19 protein-coding genes are annotated in these 24,689 nt (G+C 74.9%); 5 read left to right on the top strand and 14 right to left on the bottom strand.

Translation table 11 applies throughout. The features are described 5' to 3' along the window. Positions 1 to 136: 136 nt before the first annotated feature. The 3 genes from AB0D01_RS29185 to AB0D01_RS29175 form a co-directional block, all read right to left on the bottom strand. A complete protein-coding gene (locus AB0D01_RS29185) occupies positions 137 to 895 on the bottom strand; it encodes a glucose 1-dehydrogenase (RefSeq protein ID WP_363060382.1) in 759 nt (252 codons plus the stop codon). 133 nt (positions 896 to 1,028) lie between these two features. Next, entirely contained in the window at positions 1,029 to 2,462 is a 1,434-nt protein-coding gene (locus AB0D01_RS29180) for an MFS transporter (protein ID WP_363060380.1), read from the bottom strand. Between the two features lie 129 nt (positions 2,463 to 2,591). After that, positions 2,592 to 3,176 (bottom strand): TetR family transcriptional regulator, encoded by a 585-nt coding sequence (locus tag AB0D01_RS29175; RefSeq protein WP_363060378.1) that lies wholly within the window; start codon positions 3,174 to 3,176, stop codon positions 2,592 to 2,594. A gap of 144 nt (positions 3,177 to 3,320) precedes the next feature. On the opposite strand from AB0D01_RS29175, the gene AB0D01_RS29170 reads away from it, so the two are divergent. Then, positions 3,321 to 3,755 (top strand): CBS domain-containing protein, encoded by a 435-nt coding sequence (locus AB0D01_RS29170; RefSeq protein WP_363060376.1) that lies wholly within the window; start codon positions 3,321 to 3,323, stop codon positions 3,753 to 3,755. 41 nt (positions 3,756 to 3,796) lie between these two features. Here the strand turns inward: AB0D01_RS29170 and AB0D01_RS29165 are convergent, their stop codons facing one another. The 11 genes from AB0D01_RS29165 to AB0D01_RS29115 form a co-directional block, all read right to left on the bottom strand. Next, on the bottom strand, positions 3,797 to 4,456 hold the full coding sequence (locus tag AB0D01_RS29165) for a DUF2278 family protein (protein WP_363060374.1): 660 nt from the start codon (positions 4,454 to 4,456) through the stop codon (positions 3,797 to 3,799). A 90-nt stretch (positions 4,457 to 4,546) separates the two neighbouring features. Beyond that, entirely contained in the window at positions 4,547 to 5,194 is a 648-nt protein-coding gene (locus AB0D01_RS29160; RefSeq protein ID WP_363060372.1) for an intradiol ring-cleavage dioxygenase, read from the bottom strand. Positions 5,195 to 5,345: 151 nt separating this feature from the next. Then, positions 5,346 to 6,863 carry an alpha/beta hydrolase gene (locus tag AB0D01_RS29155; RefSeq protein ID WP_363060370.1) on the bottom strand — a complete coding sequence of 506 codons (1,518 nt, stop codon included), beginning with the start codon at positions 6,861 to 6,863 and terminating at the stop codon, positions 5,346 to 5,348. A gap of 159 nt (positions 6,864 to 7,022) precedes the next feature. Then, on the bottom strand, positions 7,023 to 7,949 hold the full coding sequence (locus tag AB0D01_RS29150; protein ID WP_363060368.1) for a zinc-binding dehydrogenase: 927 nt from the start codon (positions 7,947 to 7,949) through the stop codon (positions 7,023 to 7,025). 42 nt (positions 7,950 to 7,991) lie between these two features. Then, positions 7,992 to 9,464, bottom strand: a complete 1,473-nt coding sequence (locus AB0D01_RS29145) for a multicopper oxidase family protein (RefSeq protein WP_363060366.1) — start codon at positions 9,462 to 9,464, stop codon at positions 7,992 to 7,994. A gap of 239 nt (positions 9,465 to 9,703) precedes the next feature. Beyond that, positions 9,704 to 9,967 (bottom strand): hypothetical protein, encoded by a 264-nt coding sequence (locus AB0D01_RS29140; protein ID WP_363060364.1) that lies wholly within the window; start codon positions 9,965 to 9,967, stop codon positions 9,704 to 9,706. A gap of 96 nt (positions 9,968 to 10,063) precedes the next feature. Then, complete coding sequence (locus tag AB0D01_RS29135; RefSeq protein ID WP_363060362.1) at positions 10,064 to 12,181, bottom strand: histidine kinase; 2,118 nt, start codon at positions 12,179 to 12,181, stop codon at positions 10,064 to 10,066. A gap of 117 nt (positions 12,182 to 12,298) precedes the next feature. Further along, positions 12,299 to 12,967 carry a response regulator transcription factor gene (locus tag AB0D01_RS29130; protein WP_363060360.1) on the bottom strand — a complete coding sequence of 223 codons (669 nt, stop codon included), beginning with the start codon at positions 12,965 to 12,967 and terminating at the stop codon, positions 12,299 to 12,301. Positions 12,968 to 13,080: 113 nt separating this feature from the next. Next, positions 13,081 to 14,259, bottom strand: coding sequence for an anhydro-N-acetylmuramic acid kinase (locus tag AB0D01_RS29125; RefSeq protein WP_363060358.1), 1,179 nt, complete (start codon positions 14,257 to 14,259; stop codon positions 13,081 to 13,083). After that, a complete protein-coding gene (locus tag AB0D01_RS29120; protein ID WP_363060356.1) occupies positions 14,256 to 15,569 on the bottom strand; it encodes an MFS transporter in 1,314 nt (437 codons plus the stop codon). The genes AB0D01_RS29125 and AB0D01_RS29120 overlap by 4 nt, the downstream gene beginning before the upstream one ends. A gap of 133 nt (positions 15,570 to 15,702) precedes the next feature. Next, positions 15,703 to 17,244: an Ig-like domain-containing protein gene (locus AB0D01_RS29115; protein ID WP_363060354.1), complete on the bottom strand. Its 1,542-nt coding sequence runs from the start codon at positions 17,242 to 17,244 to the stop codon at positions 15,703 to 15,705. Between the two features lie 153 nt (positions 17,245 to 17,397). On the opposite strand from AB0D01_RS29115, the gene AB0D01_RS29110 reads away from it, so the two are divergent. The 4 genes from AB0D01_RS29110 to AB0D01_RS29095 all read left to right on the top strand — a co-directional run bounded on the left by AB0D01_RS29110 (position 17,398) and on the right by AB0D01_RS29095 (position 24,660). Further along, positions 17,398 to 18,018: an L-threonylcarbamoyladenylate synthase gene (locus tag AB0D01_RS29110; protein ID WP_363060352.1), complete on the top strand. Its 621-nt coding sequence runs from the start codon at positions 17,398 to 17,400 to the stop codon at positions 18,016 to 18,018. 464 nt (positions 18,019 to 18,482) lie between these two features. Then, on the top strand, positions 18,483 to 20,246 hold the full coding sequence (locus AB0D01_RS29105; protein WP_363060350.1) for an AfsR/SARP family transcriptional regulator: 1,764 nt from the start codon (positions 18,483 to 18,485) through the stop codon (positions 20,244 to 20,246). A 255-nt stretch (positions 20,247 to 20,501) separates the two neighbouring features. Next, positions 20,502 to 22,727, top strand: a complete 2,226-nt coding sequence (locus AB0D01_RS29100) for a TOMM precursor leader peptide-binding protein (protein ID WP_363060348.1) — start codon at positions 20,502 to 20,504, stop codon at positions 22,725 to 22,727. Further along, the gene (locus AB0D01_RS29095; RefSeq protein ID WP_363060346.1) at positions 22,717 to 24,660 is read left to right on the top strand and encodes a TOMM precursor leader peptide-binding protein; all 1,944 of its coding nucleotides are present in this window, start codon (positions 22,717 to 22,719) and stop codon (positions 24,658 to 24,660) included. Before AB0D01_RS29100 ends, AB0D01_RS29095 begins: the two co-directional genes overlap by 11 nt. Positions 24,661 to 24,689: the final 29 nt, after the last annotated feature.

Here is a 24,689-nt window from a genome sequence, read left to right as displayed (position 1 = left end):
CCGTGTGGGGGGGGGTGGTGCACCCCCTGCAACACACCTTGCGGTTGGTGGGGGGGCGGGGGACGATCCGCGGGGGGGGGGGCCCGGCGCCGGGGGGTGGATCCTCCCGGGGCGGCGGGCCCGTGCGCGTCGCGGCTCAGGCGGAGGAGCCGCTGTCGACGACGAGGTCGGCGCCGACCACGGAACCGGCGGCGTCGGAGGCCAGGTACAGGACCGCCGCCGCCACCTCCTCGGCCTCGGCGACCCGACCGAGCGGGTTCTCCGTCTTGACGCGCTCGGCGCGGTCGGCCTCGGTCTCGCCCGGCTGGAGCGACATGGGGGCGGCGGAGGCACCGGGGCTCACGACGTTGACGCGGACGCCGTCCGCGATGTGGTCGAGGGCGGCGGCCCGGGTCAGGGCCGAGACCGCGGCCTTGGAGGTGATGTAGGCGGCCGCGTTGGGGATGCGGGTGTGGGCTCCCAGGTTGGAGGAGATGTTGACGATCGCGCCGCCGCCGTTCTCCCGCATGTGCGCGATCTCGTGCTTCATGGCGAGCCAGACCCCGGTGACGTTGGTGCGCTGCACCGCGTCCCAGTCCTCCTCGGTGACGTCGGCGACCGGGACGGTGCCGCGGAGTATGCCGGCGTTGTTGACGGCGACGTCGAGGGAGCCGAACCGCTTCACGGTCCGCGCGACGAGGGCGCGCAGGCTCTCGGAGTCGGTGACGTCGGCCGTGACGGCCTCCGCCGTGCCGTCGGCGGCCCGGACGAGTCGCACGGTCTCCTCCAGGGAGGACAGGGTGCGGCCGGCGACGACCACGCGGGCGCCTTCGGCGGCGAAGGCGAGGGCGATGGCGCGGCCGAGGCCGGTCCCGGCGCCGGTGACCAGGACGGACTTGCCGGTGAAGCGGTTCATTTCGATGACTCCCGGTGGGTGGTGGTGCGGGTGAGGACGGTGGTGACGTATCGGAGGGCGCCGGACGCTCCCCCAGGGCCTGTCGTCAAACTCCTGTCGTCGCACGGGGCAGGCGGGAGCTTGACGACAGGCCCTAGGGACGCGATCGGGCCGGGCGGCGGCGGTGCAGCAGGGCCACGGCGGTGAAGGCGACCGCGGTCGCGGCGAGCGAGGCGGCGTCGTCGCCGAGGGTGAGCAGGAGCGCGAACAGGGCGGTCGGGCCGAACTCCATCGCCGTGTTGAGGACGCCTCCGGCGAGGCCGGCCTGGGAGGCGGGTACCCCTTCGGTGGCGAGTACGGCTCCGGCCGCGAAGCTCCCGGCGCTGCCCGCCGCGAGCAGGACGAGGCCGGGCAGTGCGCCGAGCGCGTACGGGACGTCGGCTTCGAGCCCGGCCAGGGCCAGGAGCGCGATGCCGACGGCCGCGACGGCGAGTCCGCCGGCGGTGACGGCGCGGGCGCCGCGGCGGGCGGTGAGCGGGCCCGCCAGGCGGCCGGCGGCGATCAGGACGACGGCGTAGGGCACGAAGGCGGTGGAGGTGCGCAGCGGTGACCAGTCGAGGACCTGCTGGAAGTGGAGCGAGAGCAGGACGAAGGTCGTCGCGGTGCCGCAGGCGGTCAGGGCGATGGCGGCGAGCGCGCCGACCCGGCTCCGGTCGAGCAGGAAGCGGGGCGGCAACAGCGGGTCGCGGGTGCGGCGTTCGACGAGGGGGAAGGCGAGGAGCAGGAGGAGCCCGGCGAGCAGCGGTACGAGGACGGTGGCCGAGGTCCAGGGGTGGGCGTCGGTGACGACGAGCCCGTAACTGGCGAGGCTGATCCCGGCGGTGGCCAGGACGGCGCCGGGCAGGTCCAGGCTCCGGCCGCGGCTCGGTGTGGTGTCGGGCAGCAGTCGGGGCGCGAGGACCAGGACCACGAGGGCCACGGCCGGCGGTACGGCCAGGGCCCAGCGCCAGGACAGCAGGGCGGAGACGACCCCGGAGAGGAGGTTGCCGGCGGTCGCGCCGAGGACGGAGAGGCCGCCCCAGGTGGCCATCGCCCGTCCGTAGGCGGCGGGCGAGGGGAACAGGGCGCGCAGGACGGCCATGGCGGCGGGCGCGACGAGGGCGGCGCCGGCTCCCTGGGCGAAGCGCGCCGCGAGCAGGGTGTCGATCCCGGGGGCCAGGGGGGCCGCGAGGGAGGCGGCGGTGAACAGCAGCAGGCCGGCGGTGAGCGCGCGCCGACCGCCGTGGCGGTCCGCGAGGCGCCCGCCGAAGAGCAGCAGCCCGGCGAAGGTGAGGCCGTAGGCGGCGCTGAGCAGGATCACGTCGGCGCGCTGGAGGGCGAAGTCGTGGGCGATGCGGGGCAGGGGGACGGTGGTCGCGGCGAGCGTGTAGATCAGGGTGATCTGCGCGGTGCCGAGCAGCGCGAAGGCCGCCCGGGCGCGGGGCACGGCCCGCGCGGTGCCCGCCGGCGCGGTCGTGGTGGCGGCCGCGCGGTCGTGCGTGGTCGTGGTGTCGACGTCGACGTCGGTGGAGGCTGTGTTCCTCCCCATGTCGATCCCCCCTATTTTTGACTGATCGGTTCATTATTCGGGCATGCGGAAACACGTGGAGGCGCACGAAGGAAGGCGTACGGAGGCGCACCGGACCGCCCGGGTCGGGTCAAGCCAGGTCAGGTCGGGTCAGGTCAGCAGGCTCAGGGCCTGTTCGGCCGCGTCCCGCACCCGCGCGGGGTCCGTCGAGGCCTTCCCCACGACGCGGACCCCCTGGAGCACCACGAGGAGCATCCGGGCGAGCGCCCGCGGATCGCGTTCGACCGGCAGCTCGCCCTGGGCCTGCGCCCGCGCCAGCGAGGCGTACAGCAGGGTCTCCAGCCGGTCCCAGCTCGACTGGACGCGCCGGGCGGCGACCTCGTCGTGCGGGCCCAGCTCGGCGGCGGTGTTGGTGACGAAGCAGCCCGCGCGGCGCGCCTCGGACGAGCCGGCCTCGGCGGCGAAGCGGCGGACCACCTCCCGGACGGCCGGCAGGGCGGGCCCGGGCCGCGAGAGCTCCTCCACGAGCCCCGGGTCCACCGACTCCGCATACCGGTCGAGCGCCTTGAGGTACAGCTCGTGCTTGCTGCCGAAGGTCGCGTAGATGCTCGCCCGGCCGATGCCGAGGTGCTCCACGAGGTCCGCCACCGACGTCGCCTCGTAGCCGCGCCGCCAGAACAGCTCTAGGGCCGACTGGAGCGCGGCGTCCGGATCGAATTCCTTGGTCCTGGCCACAAGAAGGATCATAGGACCGTCTGGAACGATCGGTCAACAATGAGCGGAGGTCGAGGGATTGGCGGGCACCTCGCCCCCTCCGACGCGCCCGCGAGGGCCGTTCGTGGTGTCCTCGGTAGGGGGACCGAGAGCCGAGGAGGAACCATGACGAGGAACCTGCGGGCCCGGGACATCATGACGGCCGGCGTGACCTGCGTCCGGGAGGAGCAGTCCCTGCTGGACGCCGCGCGGATGATGCGCGACCTGAACGTCGGCTGCCTGCCGATCTGCGGGGACGACCAGCGCCTCCAGGGCCTGATCACCGACCGCGACATCGTGGTCCGTTGTTGCGCCGAGGGCCGCGACCCGGCCTCCGTGCGCGCCGGGGAGATGGCGGGCACCCTGCACTGGGTGGACGCCGAGGCCCCCGCGCAGGAGGCGGTGGACACCATGGAGATCCACCAGATCAAGCGGCTGCCCGTCATCGACGTGGGCGACGGTCACCGCCTCGTCGGCATGATCACGGAGGCGAACCTGGCGAAGAACCTGTCCGACGAGGACATCGCCGAGTTCGCGGTGCGCGTCTACGCCGCGAACTGAGCCCCGCCCGGTGCGGGACGCGTCGAGGGCCGGTCACCCGCTCAGAGGGGGTGGCCGGCCCCGTCGGTGCGGTCGGCCTGGGTGGAGAACCTGTTGAGGAAGGCGTCGTAGCGGCCGTCGGGGCGGCGGGTGAGGGTGGCGCCGTCCTGCCAGACGCCGTTGTCGTCCCACCAGGGGGAACCGTACGGGTCCCCCTGGTTCTGGTGGATGTTGTGCATCCCGAGCCCCCGGTCGAAGGGCTCGCCGAAGACCAGGATCTCCCGGCCCGGGACGAGGAGGGTTTCCAGGGCCTCGGCGGCCTCGACGTGGGAGCCCGAGATCCAGGGGTGCGGCGGGTCCCACCGGTCGAGGAGGTCCGCGAGCCAGGCCGGCGGGCGGCGCACGAACAGGCACCCGCGGCGGTCGACGAGCGCCGGGTGGCGGATGAGGTCGAGGGCGCCCGATCCCGAGGACGTGGAGAGGTCGTGGTAGCCGGGGGCGAGGCCCGGAACGGGGTCCAGGACCGAGGCGGCCAGGGTGAGGACCTTCCACTGGACGCCGACGGCGGAGTCCTTGCCGTCCACGTCCACCGCGCACCGGTGACGACCGGCGGGGGCGTCGACCTCCAGGTTGACGTGGAACCAGCGCCCCTGGCTGTCGGGCTGGTCGCGGAAGTGTCCGTGCAGGGTGCCGGACAGCACTCCGTAGGCGTCGAGCGGCATGCGGCCAGTCAACCACCGGGGGGCCACCCGGAGTCCGCGGGACGCGCGGGCGGCGCGGGGCGGATCGGGGCCGTGCGCGCGGCCCGTTCCTCAGGCGACGCCCACCGTGTACGCGGCCCGGTAGCCGGCGGACTCGGCGGTGGGGGCCAGGGTCATGGTGGAGCCCGTCTCGCGGTAGCGGCCGTCGCGCTCGTTGGGGTGGGCCGGGGCCGGGCGGCGGGAGTAGGGGTGACGGGCGTACACCTGCCGCAGGATCGGCTCGGGGAAGAAGAACTGCGAGGTCACGCCCTTGCCGGAGTCGGGCCGCACCTTGAAGTGGATGTGCGGGGCCAGGCCCGCGTACCAGCCGGGGACGATGGTGGTGAAGGTGCAGCGGCCCGCCGCGTCGGTGACCTGGGTACCGCGCAGGAAGGTGGCCTTGGCGGTGGAGTAGTCGCCCGCCGCGTCGGCGTGCCAGACGTCGACCGCCGCGTCCGCGAGCGGCCGGCAGCCGTCCGAGGCCCGGACCAGCGTCAGATCGAGGCGGAAGGCGACCCCCGCGCGGCCCTCGGTGATGTCGGAGCGGACCTTGTCGAGGTCGAGGTAGTACGGCCCCTCCCCCGCCTCGACGGTGAGCACGCAACCCGGCGGCGGGGCGGCGGTGGCACCGCGGCCGGTCGGCGCCCCGCAGGAGGCGGTCAGCGCCGCGGCCAGCAGGACCGTACGACGGCTGGTGCGGGAGGTGTCGTACTCGGCCATGCGCGCCCCTCGTGGAGGTCGGGGGCGACGCACGCGGACGGTCGCCCATCGCGCCCACCGTGCCCGAGCGGGGCGGCGGTCGCCACGACCGACACGCCCCGTCCGGCGCGGCGCGGCGCCCTCCGGGGGGCGCCGCGCCGGGGAGCGGGGGTCAGTTCGCGCACTCCAGGTCCCGGGCGGGGCGCTCGCCGGTGGTGAGGAACCCGGTGACGGCACGGTCGCCGCAGGCGTTGCCGTTGCCCAGGTAGGCGCCGTGGCCGCCGTGTTCGACGGTGACGAGCACCGCGCGCCGTCCCAGTGCCTCGCGCATCTTCAGGCCGCTGGAGTGGGGCGTGGCCGGGTCGCGGCGGCTCTGGATCATGAGGATGTTGGACGGGCCCTCGTCGGTGATGCGGACGGGCTTCTCGTCGGGGGTGTTCTTCCAGAAGGCGCACGGCAGGACGTTGACGGGCATGCCGCCGGTGAGGGGGCTGCGGGCGCGGTCCTCGTCGACGGTGCGCTGGCGGTCCCGGGCGTCGGCCTCGGGCCAGCTCACGTCGTTGCAGATGACGGCGATGAGCTGGGCGGCGTCCTGGCCGCGCAGCGGCTGGGCCAGCTCGGGCGGCAGGACGGGCGTGGCGGCGGGGTCCTGGACGGCCTTGACGAGGCGGGCGAAGGCCGGGAAGGCCGCGTCGGAGGTCAGGGCGTTCTGCAGGGCCTGGCGCAGGCCGTTGCCGGTGAGGGGGGTGTCGGGGGTGGTCGACTTCCGCGGGGCGCGGTCCAGGGCGGCGGCGAGCGCGATGACGGTGGGGCGCACCTCTTCGGGGGTGGCGGCCAGGCGCAGGCCGTCGCGGTCCCGGTCGGCGTGGGCGGCCCAGGCGGCGAAGTCGGGGAAGCGGTCGTCGACGCCCCGGGACATGTCGGCGAGCCAGCCCCGGGCGACGCGGGTCGGGTCGGGGTCGCCGCTGCTGTCGAGGACCCAGCGGTCGGTGCGCTCGGGGAACTTCTGGGCGTAGGCGGCGCCCACGTAGGTCCCGTAGGAGACCCCCCAGGCGGAGAGCTTGCGCTCGCCGAGGGCCACGCGCAGGGCGTCGAGGTCGCGGACCTGGTTGGCGGTGGTGAAGCTCGCGAGGACGGCGCCGCCGTTGCGGTCGCAGGCCTCGGCGGTGCGTCGGGCGCGGTCGAGGTTGGCGGTGATGTCCCCGTCGGCGGCGGGCCAGGCGCGCAGGCTGGTGAGGTAGCGGTCCCCCGGGGCGAGTCCGCAGTCGGCGGTGGTGCTGCCGCCGACGCCGCGGGGGTCGAAGGAGACCAGGTCGTACGTCCCGGCGAGTTGCCGGCCGAGGGCGTCGCCCTTCTGGGTCAGGCGCTGGACTCCGGAGCCGCCGGGGCCGCCCGGCAGGACGACGAGGGTGCCTCGGCGGGCTTCGGGCCGGTCGCTGCGGATCCGGGAGACGGCGAGGTTGATCCGGGGGCCGTCGGGGTCGGCGTGGTCCAGCGGGACGGGCAGGTCGGCGCATTCCTGGGTGGCGGGGCCGCCGGGCTTGGCGCAGGGGCGCCAGGTCAGGCTCGGGCGGTCGGCGCCGCCCGGGGCCGCGTCCTCGGCGTGGGCCTGGAAACCGGCGGTGAGTCCGGCGGCGGCGGTGGCCGTGCAGAGGGCGATCAGGAGGGCCTTGCTGCGGTGTGTGGTCATGGGTAAAGCCTCGTGGAGGCGCGGCCGTCGACCCATCCGGCAGGCCTGTCGGACCGGGGTGGGGATATCCCCCCGGTTCTCCCCCCGATGATCCGTACGGTTCCCCCGAGCCCGGCACGGGCGAGCGGGCGCGGGGGAACCGTCGGGCGGTGTGCGGGGTCAGGCCGTCACGGCGGTGACGTCGAGGACGGCCTTGCCGAGGATCCGGCGGGCGAGGAGTCCTTCGGCGGCCTCGGCGGCCCGGGTCCAGGGGCCGCGCCAGCCGATCTGGGCGTCGAGGCGGCCCTGTTCCAGCAGGTGGAGCAGGAAGCCGAGGTCGGCGCCGAGCGGGGTGGTGATGTTGAAGTTCTCCAGGCGTCCCCGCGCGCTGGTGACGCGGGAGTGCTCGAAGTCGATGGTGGTCGACTCGCCCGAGGCCTTGCCGATGGCCTGGACGACGCCGTCGTCCTCCAGGCGGTAGAAGGCCTCGGCGAGTTGGGCACCGCCCACGTTGTCGATCACGCCGTACACGGGCGCGGTGAGCTTCGTGGGGCCGCCGATGATCTCGGCGGCCCCCAGCTCCCGCAGGCCCTCGGCCCGGGCGGGGCTGCCGACCGAGGCGACCACGTGCGCGCCGGCGAGCGCCGCGAGCTGGACGGCGTAGCGGCCGACGCCACCGGAGGCCCCGGTGACGAGGACGCGGCGTCCGAGGACCGAGCCGAGGCGGCGGCAGGCCTGGAGGGCGGTGACCCCGGCCACCGGGAGCGCGGCGGCGAGGCCGAGGTCGACGGCATCGGGGACGACGGCGAGTTCGGCGGTGTCGACGGCGCGCAGCCGGGCCCAGGCGCCGCCCCAGCCGAAGGTGACCACGCGGGTCCCCGCCGGCGGTCCGGAGCCGTCCTCGGCGGGGCGGACCACGACCCCGGCGGCGTCCCAGCCGGAGACGTAGCCGGGCCGCGTCCGGGGGGAACGGTAGGCGATCTCACCGTAGTTGAAGGAGATCGCGGCGATCTCCACCAGGGCCTGCCCGGGGCGCGGCGCGGGGTCCGGGGCCTCGTGGAGGGCGAGTTGCATCGGTGCGTTCGGATCGTGGACGAGGGCGTGCATCCGGTGTGCCTTTCCGGCTGGTGCGGAGGGAGCGTCGGTCGATCAGGCGATGCGCATGTTCGCCATCATGCCCATGGCTCCGTGGTCGAACATGTGGCAGTGGTAGACGTAGGTGCCCCGGTAGCCGGTGAAGGTGGCCTGGAGTTTGACGGTCTCGCCGGGCATGAGGGCGACGGTGTCCTTGAGGCCGGTCTCGGCCCCTGCGGTGACGGCCGCGCCGTTGCGCTCCAGCACCCTGAACTGGACCAGGTGCATGTGGAAGTTGTGCGGGACGAACTGGTTGACGTTCTTGACGGTCCAGATCTCCGTGGCGCCGTAGGCGATCTCGGTGTCGATGCGGTCCATGTCGAACGTCTTGCCGTTGATGTACGCCATGTCGCTCGGGGCGCCGGTCTCGTCCATGCGCAGCTCGATGTCGCGCGTGACGGTGGCGGTGGCCAGGGGCGGCAGGGTGCGCAGCGCGGCGGGGACGACGCTGTCGTCGCTCGCGGTGCGGGTGACGCGGAACTGCAGGACGCGTCCGATCAGGTCGACGGGCTCGCCCGGGGCGGCGGCCTTGTTGACGAGTTCGACGGTGCTGCCGACGGGGTAGCGGGAGAAGTCGATGACGATGTCGGCCCGTTCGCCCGGGGTGATCGGGACGGAGTTCGTGCGGTGGGGGGCGGTCAGCAGGCCGCCGTCGGTGCCGATCTGGACGAGTTCCGAGTCGTCGGCGAGGCGCAGGTCGAAGAAGCGCATGTTGGCCGTGTTGGTGAAGCGGAACCGGTACTTGCGGGCGGCGACCTCGAAGAAGGGCCAGGCCTTGCCGTTGGCGAGGATGACGTTGCGGTGCTGGAAGTCGCCCATCTGGTAGACGAGTTCGCCGTTCTGGGCGAATCGGGCGTCGCGCAGCTGCACGGGGACGTCGTAGGCGCCGGAGGGCAGGCCGAGGCGGCGTTCGACGTCGTCGGTGAGCAGGTAGGTGGCGGTCAGGCCGCGGAAGACGTTCTCCGACTCCAGGTGGTGGGCGTGGTCGTGGAACCACAGGTTCGCGTGCGGCTGGGTGTTGGGGTAGGTGTACGTCTTGGTGCCGCCGCCGGCCGCGATGAGGTCCATCGGCGAGCCGTCGCTGTCCTGGGGGACGTGTCCGCCGTGCAGGTGGATCGAGGTGGGGTCGGAGAGGGTGTTGGTCTGCTTGACGACGACGCGGCGGCCGGATTCGGCCTTGATGACGGGGCCCGGGAAGGAGCCGTTGAAGGTGCGTACCGGGGTGTTCAGGCCGGGCACGATCTCCTTGGTGGCTTCCTTCAGCGTCATGCTGTAGTAGCTGGTGGTGTTGGTCGTCAGGTACGGCTGGAGCACCGGCGCGAGCGGCATCCGCTGGGTGAACTTGGCTATGCCGACCGGGTCGAGGTCGGCGGCGGCCGAGCGGGGCTCGTCGGCGGTGGCGGTCACGACGGGCAGCAGCATGCCGCCCGTTCCGATGACGCTGGCTCCGGCCACGCCCGCCCTGAGTGCGGTCCGTCGAGTGATCACGTTTCCCCCGTGGGTACTGGCCCGGTCCCCGCGTGGCGACTCCCCTGCGCGCGGGCACGCGGTGGTGGACGCAGAGAGTGTGCGCGGGCGCGGTCGCGCGCGACTGGTGGGGCCGTAGAGCCGCGCGAGGGGCGGGAGGTGGAGGGTGGGGGGCGGGCGACGTCTTCTCGCCGGGTGCGGCGCGCGCGGCCCGGCCCGGGACGCGACGTCCCGGGCCGGGCAGGGGGTGGGGGCCTCCTTCAGGAGGTGTAGAGCCACCACTGGTGGTGGTCGTACCGGCACTGGTAGTGCTTCCAGTGCCCCTTGGACTGGCCGGTCTTGCCCGCCTTCTTGCAGGAGCCCTCACTGGAGTAGGGGCCGTGCTTGCCGTTGGGGCGCAGCTGCTCGGCCGACACGGAGGCGGTCGACTGCTGGGGGGCGGCGGACGCCGCGGGGCCGGCCAGCATCAGGCCGAGGGTGACCAGGGCGGCCGCCGGAGCGGTGCGCAGGAGCTTCGCGTACATGGGGTTCCTCCTTCGGGTGCCGGTTCCGGATTCCCGTTCTTCCCGGTTCTTCCGGGTCCGTTGGATTCCATCCGGTTCCGTCCGTGCTTCGGAACCTCAACGTACGGAGCCCCGCGTCCCGGGCGCATGGTCACCGGGTCCCGGTCCGGTCCCGACCGTGCGTGGGAGCACGGCCCGTACAAGGGTCCCGGATTCCGTGCTGACGAGGCGGAAGGTCCCGCCGAGCTCCTCGGCGCGCTCTGCCATGGAGCGCAGTCCGAGGCCGCCGCCGCGCGGCCCGCCCTCGCCGACCCCGGCGCCGTCGTCGCGGATCTCCACCGACACCGCTTGCGGGGTCAGGACGACGGAGGCGTGCGCGTGGGCGGCGCCCGCGTGGCGGACGGCGTTGTTCAGGGCCTCCGCCGTGATCCGGTAGAGGGCGACCTGCACGGCGGCGGGCAGGCCCGGGAAGGGGTCCGGGGTGAGGCTCACGGTGATCCGCAGCGTGCGGCCCAGGTGTTCGGCCAACTGGCGCAGGGCGCGCGGCAGGTCGGCTCCGTCCAGGGCCGCCGGCGCCAACCCGGCGGTGATGCGGCGCAGTTCGTCGATGGCCCGCCCGATGCCCTCGGAGACGCCGGCGAGGGAGCCCGAGACCCCGGTGTCGGGCGGCACGGCCGTACGGGCCGCGTCGACCTGGAGGCGCAGCCCCGACAGGGCGGGGCCGAGTCCGTCGTGCAGGTCGTGGCGCAGCCGCCGGCGCTCCTCCTCCCGGGCCAGCACGATCCGTTCGCGGCTCGTCTGGAGGTCCTCGTAGAGCCGCAGGGAGGCGATGGCGGGGGCGCTGTGGTCGGCCAGTACGCGTACGGCCTCGCGGTCCTGCTGGTCGAGGGCGAGTTCGCCCTCGCGGGGGGAGGCGTACAGGTGCCCGATCTCCCGGTCGCGGTGGACCAGCGGGAAGGCCTCGTCGACCTCGCCCGGGCGGCCCAGCCGGGCCAGCTCGCGGCGGCCGTGACGGGTGCCGATGACCAGGCGGGCGCCGGGCAGCTTCAGCGTCCGCACCACCGCGTCGCACACCAGCCGGGGCATGTCCCCCGGGTCGAGGGTGTGGCTGAGCCGGTCGGCGAGGGTGCGCACCGCCTGGTAGGGCTGGGCGCGCTCGCCGTAGTAGTAGCGGTCGACCGTGCGGGCGGCGCGGCGGGCGGTGGGGCGCAGCAGGGCGCCGATCAGCAGGGTGGAGACGGCCATCAGCCCGGCCTCGGGGGTGAGGGATCCGGGTGCGAAGTAGGACAGGACGAACGCGCCGCCCGCGTAGGCCATGAACAGGGCGAAGGTGAGGACGAAGGCGGTCAGGATGCGCCGGCCCGCGCGGTCCAGGGCCCAGGTGCGGTCGCGGATGTGGACGTACCCGACGGTGGCGGGCCAGGCCGCGGCGGCGAGGAAGACGATGATGACGCTGAACCCCTCGGGGACGTCGGCGTACTGGTTGACGCAGATCACCGCGATCCACACCACGTAGGGCACGACCAGGATCGCGTAGGGCCGCTCGGACCGGGGGGTCCGGGGCCAACGGACCAGCATGATCAGCATGCCGACGCCGACGAGGATCGGGGGCACCCAGTCGACGGCCGTGTCCATCCAGGGGGTCAGGAGGCGTTCCGGGCCGGCCCAGACGCCGTCGGCGATGGGGGTGGGCACGCCGTAGTAGACGAACCCGGGGTGGGTGAAGGCGTGGTACTGCTGGAGGGCGCTCCAGACGGCGGTGAGGAGCGCGTACGGCGGACCCCAGCCCCGGGGGAAGCGACCGCTGGGCAGCCACAGGGGCAGCGGGTAGATGATCAGGTTGATGAGGGCGTAGGCCGTCATCGCGAGCACGACCACGGCGGTGAAGACGCCGGGACCCGCGCCCACCACCACGGCGATCAGCGGGACGGTCTGGGCGAGCGTCAGCGCGCAGCCCGCGCCGAGCATGAGGCCGCCCAGGACGCGCGCGGTGCGGCGGGCGGCGAACACCATGCCGGTGAGGGCGATGCCGAGGCCGACGAGGGCGTGGTCGGCGGCGAGGTGCAGGCTGACGCCGCTCAGGGCCGGGTGACCGAGGTGGGTGAGGGTGACGACGGCCCAGGTGGCGGCGGAGGCCATGGTCAGGACGCATACGGCGTAGGCGGGGAGCATCTCCGGACCCGAGCGGGGCGGATGGGCCGCGGTTCGGCGCGGGGTCCGGGGCGCTGGGTTCATACCGGCCTCCCGGGCCGCTCGGTGCCTCGTGGGCCTTGTGCCTTGTGCCTTGTGCCTTGCGCGTCGTGCGTCGTGCGTCGTGCGGCGACCTCGTCGGCCGGGCGGGCGGCGGGGAGGTCAGTCCTCGGCGCCGAGGCCCGCGTCGCGGGCCCGGGCCACGGCCTCGGCGCGGGAGGTGACCTGGAGCTTCTCGAAGACGTGGGTGACGTGGTTGCGCACCGTCTTCTCGGACAGCACCAGCTCCCGGGCGATGCGCCGGTTGTCGTGGCCCCGGGCGATGAGTTCGAGGACCTCGACCTCGCGGGCGGTCAGGGTGGGGAAGAACGCTTCGGCGCCGCGCCGGTGACCGCCGGACAGGAGGGCGGAGAGGCGGGCCGCGAGGTCCGAACCGATGACGGCGCCGCCCGCGGCCACCGTGCGCAGGGCGTGGAGCACCTCCTCGGAGCCCGCTCCCTTGACCACGTAGCCGCGCGCGCCCGCCCGGAGGGCGGCCAGCAGGTCGCCGTCGTCGTCGGACATGGTGAGCATGAGGACGGGGAGTCCGGGATGGCTCGCGGTGAGCCGGCGGGTGGCCTCGATGCCGGAGATGTCGGGCAGCGACAGGTCCATCACGACCACGTCGGGCCGGTGCAGGTCGACCGCTCCGGCGACTTCGCCGCCGGTCTCGGCCTCGGCGACGACGAGCGCGCCCCGGGTGCTCTCCAGGGCGGCCTTCAGGCCCTCGCGGAACAGCGGATGGTCGTCGACGATCAGGACACGGGGAACGCGCGGCTCTTCTCCGGACACGGATCGACACTAACAGTCACAAAGTCGTCACCCTTCGAAATCGCGGGGGCGTGCGGGGGCGTGGGACCGGGTGGGGGACGGGGCGGGGCGCCCCGTCCCCGTCCCCGCGCCCGTCATCGTCGGGATGCGATCACCAGCCGGTCCGGCGGGCGGGCCGGTGTGGGCGGCAGGCTCAGCGGGCGCCGGCCTGGGGTCAGGGAGCCGAGGACGCGCGGGCCGCGCGCCCCGGTGCAGCCCGGGGCGTTGCCCGGCAGGCCGTGGAGGGTGAGCCAGCCCAGGACGGCGAAGGCGTACGCCTCCTTCGCGGCGGACGGCAGCCCGAGCGCGTCGGAACGCGACAGGGCGGTGCCGGCGGGCAGTTCGGCGCGGAGCATCTCCATGAGGACGGGGTTGCTCGTGCCTCCCCCGGAGGCGACGACCTCGGTGACGGCGAGGGGGCGCAGGGCGTCGGCGACGGTGCGGGCGGTGAGCCGGGTGAGGGTCGCGAGGAGGTCGGGCGGGTCCAGGGCGGGGAAGTCGGCGAGGGCGGAGCGCAAGTACGCGTGGTGGAAGTGCTCCTTGCCGGTGGTCTTGGGCGCGGGGCGGGCGTAGTAGGGCTCGGCGAGCAACCGGCGCAGCAGCGGCTCGTGCACCCGCCCGGCGGCGGCGAGCGCCCCGTCCTCGTCGTACGCGCGCCCGCCCCGGGTGAGGTCGTGCACCGCCGCGTCGATCAGGGCGTTGCCGGGGCCGGTGTCGAAGGCCACCGGTGGCCCCGCGACGGGCAGGGCGGTGAGGTTGGCGATCCCGCCGATGTTGAGGGCGGCCGGGACGCCGGGGCGACCGCGCAGCAGCATCAGGTCGATCAGGCCGACCAGGGGGGCACCCTGGCCGCCGGCCGCGACGTCGGCGGGCCGGAAGTCGGACACGACGGGGCGGCCGGTGGCCTCCGCGATCCAGGCGGGGCGGCCGAGCTGGAGGGTGCCGCGCACCCGTCCGGCGTCCGTCCAGTGGTAGACGGTCTGGCCGTGGGAGGCGATCAGCTCCGCCTCGCCGTCGCAGAGTTCGAGGTCGGCGCGGGCGGCGAGCCGGGCGAAGGCCCGCCCGATGCCGGTGTCGAGGCGGCACACGTCCGCCAGGGTGGTGGGGGCGGGTGGCAGGGCCGCGGCGAGGGCCGCCCGCAGGGGCGCCTCGTAGGGGGCGGCGATCATGCCGAGCGGGACCAGGCGCAGGGTGTCGCCCTCTTGGACGAGGTCGGCGGCGGCGGCGTCGACGGAGTCGTGGGAGGTGCCCGACATCAGGCCGACGACCCTCACCGCAGCGGCCTTCGGTGGTCGTCGCCGCGCAGGGACGCCAGGGCGAGGGCGCTGACCGCGCAGGCGCCGGCGGCGTACAGGGCGGGGACGTCGGTGTTGCCGGTGGCGGCGATCAGCGCGGTGACGACGAGTCCCGCACAGCCGGAGAACACGGCGTTGGCGAGGGCGTAGGCGAGCGAGAGGCCGGTGCAGCGCACCCGGGCGGGGAACATCTCGGCGAGCATGGCGGGTCCCGGGCCCGCGAGCAGGCCGACGACCGCTCCCGCGCCGAGGACGGCGGCGGCCTTGGCCGGAGCGGGGGCGGCCGGGTCCTGGATCAGGTGGAGCAGCGGCAGGGCGAGGAGCGCGACGGTCAGGGCGCCGGCGAGCATCACGGGGCGGCGGCCGATCCGGTCGCTGAGCATGCCGGCGGGCAGGATCGAGGCGGCGAAGCCGAGGTTGGCGAGGGCGGTGGCGATGAGGGCCTCCCGGAAGGACGCGCCGAGGGTCTGTTGCAGGTAGGAGGGCAGGACGACGAGGAAGGTGTACCCGGCCGCCGACCAGCCCATGATCCGCCCGACGCCGAGCACGACGGCGCGCACGGTGGCCCCGCGCGCGGGCCCGTACGGCCGGGGCGGCCGGGGCGGCGGCGCGGGGTCGTGCGGCAGGGTGGTGCGCAGCCACAGCACGGTCAGCCCGAGGGGCAGGGCCAGCAGGAACGGGATCCGCCAGCCCCAGGCGTGCAGGGCGGCCGGGGGCAACACGGTGGCCAGGAGGGCGGCGGTGGCCGCGCCGGCGAGCAGGCCGAGCGCCACGGTGAGGGACTGCCAGGCCCCGTACCGGCCGCGCCGACCGGGCGGGGCGTGCTCGGTCATCAGGGCCACGGCCCCGCCGAACTCCCCGCCGGCGCTGAGTCCCTGGAGGGCGCGCAGCAGGGTGAGCAGGACGGGGGCGGCGGCGCCCGCCGCCGCGCGGGTGGGCAGCAGGCCGATCAGGGTGGTGGCGAGGGTCATGAGGCCGATGACGAGGACCAGGCCGGTCCGGCGGCCGAGCCGGTCGCCGAGCCGGCCGAAGAGGAGGGCTCCGGCCGGCCGGAAGAAGAAGGCCACGGCGAAGGAGGCGTACGTGGCGATCAGCGGTCCGGCGCCGCCGGCCGCCGCGCCGTCGCCCGTGGGGGGCGGGGTGAAGAAGTGGTCGGCGATCACGGTGGCGAAGCAGCCGTACACGCCGAACTCGTACCACTCGACGAAGTTGCCGGCCGCGCCGGCCAGCAGGGCGCGGCGGGGTCGGCCAATGGCCGGCGGGGCGGGGGTCGGGGCAAGCGGGGTCATCCCCGCCGGCCACCCGCACGCGGAGCCCGCCACCCCTTGCGGCGCGCGCCTCCCCCACCGCGCCCCGGCACCGCCCGGGTGGGGCGCGCGCTCCCGTGGCGGGCGTGGGACGTGCCGTGTCCGGGGCGCGGCCTCACGTGGTGGGCCGGAGGCGAGAGGCGGCGAGGGGGGTGGCGGGGCCGGAGTCCTCGGCGCCCGCGGCGGCCGTGGTGGTGGCCAGGGCGCTGCCCGACAGCCAGGTGCGCCAGTCCACGTTCCAGTCGCCGAAGCCGTTGTCGAAGGCGGCCATCCTCGCCCCGCCGCTGTTGACCACCTCGACGATGTCCCCCTCGCGGACCGTCTCGAAGAACCAGGCGGCGTCCCGTGTGCTCATGCCGGTGCAGCCGTGGCTGACGTTCTCCTCCCCCTGCGCGTCGACCGACCAGGGCGCGGCGTGCACGTACTCGCCGCTCCAGGTGACCCGGGTCGCGTAGAAGACGGGCAGGTCGTAGAACTCCTTGGTGCCCTTCTTGATGCCGACCGTGTCCCCGCGCATGCGGACCTTGTACTCCTTGCCGAGGATGACCTTCACGCCGCTGCGGGTCAGGAAGCCCGCCTTGCCGGTGGTGACGGGGATGGTCCTGATGACGCGTCCGTTGCGGCGTACGGTCATCTCGTGCGCGGCGGAGTCGGTGACGGCCTCGATCCGGTCGCCGACGGTGAACTGGAGGGGCTCGGAGGGGCCGCCGTAGCCGTGGTCCCCGATCCGTACGCCGTCGAGGCCGCTGCGGACGCGGACCACGGTGTGCGCGGGCCAGTAGGTGCGGGGGCGGAAGTGCAGGGTGGAGTCGTCCACCCAGTGCCAGGCGCCCTCGACCCGCGGTTCGGAGGTGACCTGGAGGGCGCCCTCCAGGCGGGCGCGGGCCTCGGGGTCGTCGGCGGGCACGGGGTGGCTGAGTTCGGCGGTGACGATCTCCCCGGCGCCGTACGTGCCGGGACGCGGGCCGAAGTCGACGGTGAGCCGGTCGCGTTCCGCGCCGCCGGCGCCCGCGCCCCGTCCGCCGTCGGGCCCGGCGCCCCCGGGCTTGCCGTCGTCGGGGGCGCCGGCCCCGCCGCCTCCGGGTCCGTTCGCGTGGCCGTCGGGCCGGGCCGTGCGGAAGGCCATGGTCACGCCGACCGGTGTGCCGGCGCCGTCCTGGGCGTCGACCCGGACGGTGTAGTCCTCCCCCGCCCGCAGGGGTTCGGTGTTGTGCCAGCGGGTGCCCTCGGGGCCAAGGGCGCCGGCGAGGTGGCGGCCGTGTCCGTCGCGGACGCTGATGTCGGTGAGCCGGCCGGACCGCTCGTCGGCGAGCGCGATCTCCAACGGCGCCCCGGGGTCGGTGGGGAGGGTCTCCCCCCGCCCGGCGACCGGGTCGCGCAGGAGGGAGCCCGCGCCCCGGGCGGTGGCGACGACCCGCCGCTCGCGCCAGGTCCCGCAGGCCTCGGCGCGGAAGGTGCGCACGGGGCACCAGGCGGAGCCGGCCTCCCCGCCCTCCTCCACGGCGCGGCCGACGAGCAGGGTGAGCGCCGCCTCCGGGAGCGGCGCGGAGGGTGCGGCGACCGCTTCGGGGGATCGGCCCGGGACGGCCGCGACGACCAGCAGGGCGCCGGTCACCGCCGCCGCCGTACTCCACGTCCTCTTCCACGAAGTGGCCACGCAGCCCTCCCAGATCTCGTACGCCGATCGGCGGCCGGATGCCGACCGGATGGCAGCATCAAAACGATCTGGAGCCAAGACGATGATCACAAACCCGGCCCTGCCGCCGAACGGACCCGCAAGAGAACCCGCACGGAGCAGTACGCTCGGCGGATGGCGAAGTACTTCGACGTGCACCCCGAGAATCCTCAGCGGCGCACCATCGGCAGCGTGGCCGAAAGCATCCGGGCCGGTGGGCTCATCGCATACCCGACGGACTCCTGCTTCGCGCTGGGGTGCCGGCTGGGCAACCGTGACGGTCTGACCCGGATCCGCTCGATCCGGGCCCTCGACGACCGTCACCACTTCACCCTGGTCTGCCAGAACTTCGCGCAGCTGGGACAGTTCGTCCACGTGGACAACGACGTGTTCCGTGCGATCAAGGCGGCGACGCCCGGTCCCTACACCTTCATCCTGAAGGCCACCTCGGAGGTGCCGCGCCAGATGCTGCACCCGAAGAAGAAGACGGTCGGCGTCCGCATCCCCGACCACCACGTGACCCAGACGCTCCTGTCCGAGCTGGGCGAACCCCTGGTCTCCAGCACCCTGCTCCTGCCCGACGAGGAGGAGCCGCTGACGCAGGGTTGGGAGATCAAGGAGCGGCTCGACCACCTGGTCGACGCCGTGGTCGACTCCGGGGACTGCGGGACCCGGCCGACGACCGTCATCGACTTCTCCGACGGCGAGGCGGAGATCGTCCGGCGGGGCGCGGGCGACACGGCCCGTTTCGAATAGGCACGACCGCCCCTCCCCCGCCCGCCGCTCCCCCGCCCGCCCCTTCCCCGCCCGCCGCTCCGGCCGTCACGGCGGATTCCGGTTCCCATCGGAATCCGCCACGTCCGGGTATGAAATCCGGCCGGCTCGGGTTGGGGTCGGGATTACTCCATTCACGCTCAAGCCCGGCTCATGGCGCTACTCGTTTAGATATGAACATTATTGACGTACCGACAGTAACTCCACGAGGCGCCCGAGTAACGGAGAGGAGAAGTCCACCGGCCTGGCGCGAATGAATCGGTTCGACGACTCGACTTTCACAAGATCCGTTATGTAGGGTTCCAGCTATTCACCGCTCGACGGGGAGCGGCAACAGCCCTCGGAAATGGTCCGGACTTTTTCCGGAACCCGTCCGGAGCCGCCGCACGTACGGCGCCCGGACCCACGGGGCCGGCGTCCCCGCCGCGCGTTCGTACGCGACACACGTGACCCGACACGGGGGGACCATGATGCGGTTCCAGCTTCTGGGGCCGCTCAGCATCGCTCAGGGCCCCGAGACGGTGGTTCTCAAACCGTCCAAACCGACGAGCCTCCTCGCCGCGCTGCTCCTCCATCCCGGAGCCGTCGTTTCCACCGACTATCTCCTGCGCGCCGTATGGGACGAGGAGCCTCCCGCCACCGCGCGAGCCGCACTCCAGACCTGTGTGCTGCGCCTTCGCCGGCTATTCGAGAAATACGGGATATCCGCGACCACCATCGAGGCGGTTCCGGGCGGTTACCGCATGCGCAACGACGAAGAGACCCTCGATCTCGTCCTGTTCCGGTTACTGACCGCCCGTGCGCGGGCCGCCGCCGGGAGCGGCGAGGAACTGTACCGACTCCGGGAGTCGCTCTCCCTGTGGCACGGACAGCCCTTGTCCAACGTGGCCTCGCGCATGCTCCAACGGGACGCCGCGCCGGCGTTGGAACAGGAACGGTTGCGGGTGCTGGAGCGGGTCTGCGACCTCGAACTGGCGGCCGGCAACTGCCACCAGGTGCTGATCGACCTCTACGAGACCACCCGCCGCCACCCCGTCCGCGAGCGCTTCACCGAACAGCTCATCGAGGCCCTCTACCGCACGGGCCGGCAGGCCGAGGCCCTGGCCGAATACCGGGCGGTCCGCGACCGGCTGCGCGAGGAGCTCGGCGTGGACCCCGGCCCCGGGCTGCGCCGCCTCGAACTCGCGATCCTGCGCTCCGAGGAGCTGGGCGGCCCGACCGCCCGCACCCCGGAGGTCGAACCGGCGCCCCCGCGCCCCGCGTTGACGGTCGCCGGCCCGCCCGCGCACGGCGGGTTCCCGCCCGTCCCCGGCTTCGCCGGGCGCGAGGCGGACCTGCGGTCCATGGCGCTGCGCCTGACCGACCCCGACGGGTGCCGGCTGATCGTCGTCTCCGGAGCACCCGGCATCGGCAAGTCGGCGCTCGCGCGGCAGAGCGCGTACGCCGCCCAGGGGACCTTCCCCGGCGGGGTGTTCGACGTGGACCTCACCCGGCCGGACGGGAGCCCCCTGGACGTCGAGGAGGCCCGCAAGCTGCTGCCGGATCCCCGCGAACCCGGGCGGCGGCTGCTGATCCTCGACAACGCGGCCGGCGCCGGCCAGGTACTGCCCCTGCTGCCCGGCACGGGGACCGCCACGGTGGTGATCACCAGCCGGCGCGCGCTGGCGGCGGTCGTGGCCACGCACGGCGGCGCCGTGCACCGGCTCGACGTCCTCGGACCGGCGGAGGCCCTCGGGCTGCTGTCCGGGCTCGTCGGCGCCGAGCGGATCACCGCCGAGGAGCGGGCCGCGCGCGAACTCGCCGCCGCGTGCGGGTACTTCCCGCTCGCGCTGCGGATCGCCGCCGGCCGGCTGCTGACCCGGCCCGCCCTGTCCGTCGCGGACTGCGCGGCCTGGCTGGCGCAGGACCCACCGGGACGGCTCGCCCTCCCGGAGGACCCGCGGCTCTCGGTCCCGGAGGTCGTGGGCCGGGCCGTGGCCGCGCTCGCGCCCGAACTGCGCGAGGTGTTCCTGCGGTTGGGCTCGCTCAAGCAGGGTTCCGGTCTCGCTGCGGCGGGCAGCGCCACCGTCCTGGAACAGCTCGTGGAGGCGGGGATGTTGGAGGACGGCCCACCCGGTCAGCCCTACCGGATCCACGCCTTCCTCCGGGTCTGCGCACGGTGGCTGGCCCGGGAGGCCGACGGCGCGGCCCCGGCCGCGGCCCACCCCTGATCCCGCGTCGCACCGCGCCACACCGCCCGCGGCCCGCTCCCGGCCGCGCCGGGCCCGTACGCCCGGACCGGCCACCCCGGTCCCGGTACGGCCCGGCCCCACCGAACCATCGAGCCACCACACCGCCGCACCACAGGCGCCACCCGCACCACCCGCACCACGGACCACACCCGCACCACCGCACCCTGTTCCGCGCTCCACCGGCATTTCCCACCTCACGCCCTCGCCCCACCCCGACGCACCCAGAGGTGTTCCATGTCCCAGGCCAGCTACCAGGCCGTCGCCGCGACCCGGCCCCGCATCCGTCGTGACGTGCTCTTCACCGAGACGCCCGACGGGGTGCTGTTCCACAACTCCGACGGCGGATTCCGCCTCACCGCGCGCACCGCCTACCGCTTCGCCACGCTGATCGTCCCGCACCTGACGGGCGAACACTCCGTCGCCGAGCTCTGTCAGGGCATGGGCGATCCCCAGCGCGCGATGGTCGGCGAACTCGTCAGGACCCTGTACGAACGGGACTTCGCCCGCTCCGTCGAGGAGGCCGGAGAGAACACCGCCGACCGGCCGGCCCCCTCCCCCGACGTGGCCCGCCGCTTCGCCCCCCAGATCGCCTACGCCGACCACTACTCCGACGACGCCGAGGCCCGCTTCCTGCGCTTCCGCCACACCCGGGTCGCCGTCCTCGGCACGGACGCCGTGGCCCGGTGGTGCGCGCTGAGCCTGGTGCGCAACGGCTGCGCCGTCGTCGGCGTCCTGCCCGGCACCGACACCGAGCAGGTCGAGGCCGAGGCGGCCGAGACCCGCGCCGACGGCTGCCCCGTGGAGGTCCGCGCCCTGCCCCTCCCGTCGGACGACCGGGCGTGGGACTGGGACCGGCTGGCGGACTACGACTTCGTCGTGGTCACCGGCGGGCCCGCCGCGCCCGCCCGGCTCTTCCCGCTGCTGCGCGCCGGGATACCCGAGGGTCGGTCCCTGCTGCCCGTCTGGTCCTACGGTGACGACGCGGTCGTGGGGCCGCTGATGGCGCACGGGACGACCGGCTGCTGGTCGTGCGCCGCCCTCAGGATGGGCGCGGCCCGCGGCGGTGCGGGGGCCGCCGACGTGTGGAGCTCCCTGGCCCTGCCCGACGCGGCTCCGTCGACCGCCGGCGTGCCGGGGCGGCCCCTGGCCGCGATGCTCGGCAACCTCCTCGGGTACGAGGTGTTCCGCGCCACCTCGGGCGCGCTGCCGGCCGAGACCGAGGGCCGGCTCCTCGTCCAGGACACCGCCTCGCTGGACGTGGTCGCCGAGCCGCTGTTCGCGCACCCCCGCTGCCCGTTCTGCGCCCCGCCGGAGGAACCGGAGGTCGAGCCCGTCGACCTGGCCGCCGCCGGTACCTCGGGCGCGCCCGAGCTGCCCACCCTGGAGACGGCCCGCGAGGCCGACGCGCTGGTGGAGGAGTTGAACCGGCGCTCCGCCGCGGTGCGCCTCCGGGCCGGGGTGTTCACCGGGTACGCGGACGAGGAGCTTACGCAGATCCCGCTCAAGCTGGGCGTGGTCGAACTGGGCGTGGGCCACGCGGGGGTCCGCGCGGTCGCCGCCTTCGACATCCACCACGTCGCCGGCGCGCGGATGCGGGCCCTCGACGCGGCGGCCCTGGTGTACGCGGAGCACGTCGTGCCCGCGCGGGTCGTGGACCGGTCCGCCGCGCGCGAGGGCGACGGCGCGCCGGTGGCCGCGGGTGCGCTGGCCACGGCCACCGGGATACCGGGCGAGCCGGCGGCGTACCAGCGGGCCGTGTCCCTGCTGACGAAGGAGCCCGCGCTCGTTCCGGCGGGCGCCGTGCGGCCGTTCGGCCCGCACAACGCCGACCGGCTCTTCGAGCGGACCCGGGCCGGGGCGGGCGCCGGGCCCACCCCCGCCGACGCGGCCGCCGCCGGGCTGCTGTCCGCGCTGGGCCACGCGGCGCTGCTGCGCCTCGTGCGGGGTGCGGCGGCCGGTGCGGTGCCGCTGCCGGCGCCCGACGGGGACGACGCCGAACTGGCCTTCCTCGTACGGTCGGCGGACCGGCTCGGGATGACCCCGGAGCTGCTGGACCTGGGCGAGGGCGAGCGCAGCGGGGCACAGGTGCTGCTGGCCCGCTCCGGGGAGCGTTGGGCGCTCGGCGCGGGCCTGGACCGGCGTACGGCGGCCGTCGAGGCGCTGCGGGAACTGCTCGGCGCGGTGCAGTACGAGGCCGACGGGACGACCGGCGACACCCCGGTCGACACCGGTGATCCGCTGTTGCGCGATCTGGACGCCCGTCTGCCGGTCGCCTCCGGCCCGGCGGCGGCCGTCGCGGAGGGTCCGGCCGTGTCCTGGCAGCGGGTGCTGGAGCGGCTCGGGGACGCCGGGCTGGACGCGTACGTGGTGTCCACCGGGTCGGCGGACCTCGCCGGGGTGGGCGTACACACCGTGCGGGTGCTGCTCACGGCGGTGCGGGAGTCCGACGATGAGGCGTAGCGGCCGGGGCGCATCCGTGCGGGTCGACGCCGGCGTGCCGGCCGGGCTCGGGGCCGGGGCGGCCGGTCGGTTCACGGCCCTGCTGGAACGGGCGCTGGCCGACCTGGAGGGGCCGACCGTGGCCCTGTCGGTGCTGGGCGTGCGCGACGCCTTCGCGCCGGGCGCCGGCGAGCCGGAGGCGGGCGCGGAGCCCGTCGTCCCGGTGTGGCTGTACGGGTACCAGGCCGTGGTGGGGCCGACGGGCGGCCCGGCGGGCGGCCCCGCGGGGTGCGCCCACTGTTTGGAGCGGCGGTGGCAGGCCGTCCGGTCGGTCGCGCTGCGCGACGCGCTGGAGTTGGGCGGCGCCACGCGGGCGGCGGGCGAGTGGCCGTACGCGCACGCCTTCGCGGCGGACGCGCTGGCCGCGCTGGTGGTGCGCGCCGGCTCCGCTCCGGTCGACGACGCGGTGTTCCCCGTCGTGTGGTCGCTGGACCTGCGCGGCGGGGCGGTGCGCGGCTATCCCCTGGTGCCCGATCCGGAGTGTCCGGTGTGCGCGACGCCCGTGGTGGACGCCCCGCGGGCGCCCGGGTTCGCCCCGGCGCCCAAGTACCGGCCGGGGGTGTTCCGTACCCGTCCCGTGGAGGCGTACGGGATCGAGGTGGCCGCCTTCGCGAACCCGCTGTGCGGGGCGCTGGGTCCCTCCCTGGTCCAGGACGTCTCGTCGACCTCGACCTCGGCGACCATCGGGTGCTTCTCGATGCGGTCGGGCGAGTACCTGCGCGAGACGTTCTGGGGCGGGCACACCGATTCCTTCGCGCGCAGTGCCCGGGTCGGGGTGCTGGAGGGTCTGGAGCGGTACGCGGGGATGCGGGCGCGGTCGCGCGTGACGAGCGTGCGCGGCTCCCTGCGGGAGTTCGCCGACCGGGCGGTGGACCCGCGTGACGTCGGCCTGTACGACGAGGAGTTCCACCGGGACAACCCGCGCGTGCGGCCCTTCGACCCCGACCGGGAGATCCCCTGGGTGTGGGGATGGTCGCTGCGCGACGAGGCACCGCGACTGGTTCCCGAGGTGCTGACGTACTATCACGCGCCGGGTCTGGAGAACCGGTTCGTCCAGGAGAGCTCCAACGGCTGTGCCTCGGGCGGGAGTCTGGCCGAGGCGGCCTACTTCGGCCTGATGGAGGTCGTCGAGCGGGACGCGTTCCTGCTGACCTGGTACGGGCGCCAAGGGCTGCCGGAGATCGACCCCGCGACCAGTGCGCGGGCCTCGACGCGGGCGATGGTCGACCGGCTCGCGCTCTACGGCTACCGGGCGCGGTTCTTCGACACCCGGATCAGCTTCCCGATCCCGGTGGTGACGGCCGTCGCGGAGCGGTTCGACGGCGGTACGGGCCGTATGTGCTTCGGGGCCGGGGCCGGTCTGGATCCGGAGTCGGCGCTGGACTCGGCGCTGTGCGAGATCGCCACGGACGCGGTGAACCTGCCCGGCCGCACCGAACGGGACGGGGACCGGCTGCGCGCGATGGCGGCCGACTTCTCCCTGGTGACGGCCCTGCACGACCATCCGCTGGTGTACGGGGTGCCGGAGATGGGCCGGCACGCCGACTTCCTGCTGCGCGGCGGGCCCCGCGGCCCCCTGCGGTCGGTGGCCGACCTGGCGCCCGAGCGGCCGGTGTCACACGACGTGCGCGAGGACTTGGCGCGCTGCGTGGAGGCCGTCGCGGACCGGGGGTTCGACGTGGTGGTGGTCGACCAGACGCTGCCCGAGCAGCGGGTGCTGGGGCTGCACACGGTGAGCGTGCTGGTGCCGGGGCTGCTGCCGATCGACTTCGGCTGGTCGCGGCAGCGGGCGCTCGGCATGCCCCGCCTGCGCACGGCGCTGCGCGAGGCGGGGCTGCGCGAGCGTGACCTGGTCCCCGCCGACCTGCACGTCGCGCCGCACCCCTTCCCCTGACGCGGGCCACCGCCCTGTCCCCACACGAA

This window comes from Streptomyces sp. NPDC048606, from assembly GCF_040650855.1.
Taxonomy (GTDB): domain Bacteria; phylum Actinomycetota; class Actinomycetes; order Streptomycetales; family Streptomycetaceae; genus Streptomyces.
Note: the sequence above shows the minus strand (reverse complement) of the source record. Positions and strands in the feature narration are given on the sequence as shown.

Coding starts and splice junctions, on each gene's coding strand:
- AB0D01_RS29160 (WP_363060372.1), bottom strand. CDS start 5,194: ATGGCCGAGTACGACACCTCCCGCACCAGCCGTCGTACGGTCCTGCTG.
- AB0D01_RS29165 (WP_363060374.1), bottom strand. CDS start 4,456: ATGCCGCTCGACGCCTACGGAGTGCTGTCCGGCACCCTGCACGGACAC.
- AB0D01_RS29095 (WP_363060346.1), top strand. CDS start 22,717: ATGAGGCGTAGCGGCCGGGGCGCATCCGTGCGGGTCGACGCCGGCGTG.
- AB0D01_RS29100 (WP_363060348.1), top strand. CDS start 20,502: ATGTCCCAGGCCAGCTACCAGGCCGTCGCCGCGACCCGGCCCCGCATC.
- AB0D01_RS29120 (WP_363060356.1), bottom strand. CDS start 15,569: ATGACCCCGCTTGCCCCGACCCCCGCCCCGCCGGCCATTGGCCGACCC.
- AB0D01_RS29150 (WP_363060368.1), bottom strand. CDS start 7,949: ATGCACGCCCTCGTCCACGATCCGAACGCACCGATGCAACTCGCCCTC.
- AB0D01_RS29180 (WP_363060380.1), bottom strand. CDS start 2,462: ATGGGGAGGAACACAGCCTCCACCGACGTCGACGTCGACACCACGACC.
- AB0D01_RS29135 (WP_363060362.1), bottom strand. CDS start 12,181: ATGAACCCAGCGCCCCGGACCCCGCGCCGAACCGCGGCCCATCCGCCC.
- AB0D01_RS29155 (WP_363060370.1), bottom strand. CDS start 6,863: ATGACCACACACCGCAGCAAGGCCCTCCTGATCGCCCTCTGCACGGCC.
- AB0D01_RS29170 (WP_363060376.1), top strand. CDS start 3,321: ATGACGAGGAACCTGCGGGCCCGGGACATCATGACGGCCGGCGTGACC.
- AB0D01_RS29110 (WP_363060352.1), top strand. CDS start 17,398: ATGGCGAAGTACTTCGACGTGCACCCCGAGAATCCTCAGCGGCGCACC.
- AB0D01_RS29185 (WP_363060382.1), bottom strand. CDS start 895: ATGAACCGCTTCACCGGCAAGTCCGTCCTGGTCACCGGCGCCGGGACC.
- AB0D01_RS29140 (WP_363060364.1), bottom strand. CDS start 9,967: ATGTACGCGAAGCTCCTGCGCACCGCTCCGGCGGCCGCCCTGGTCACC.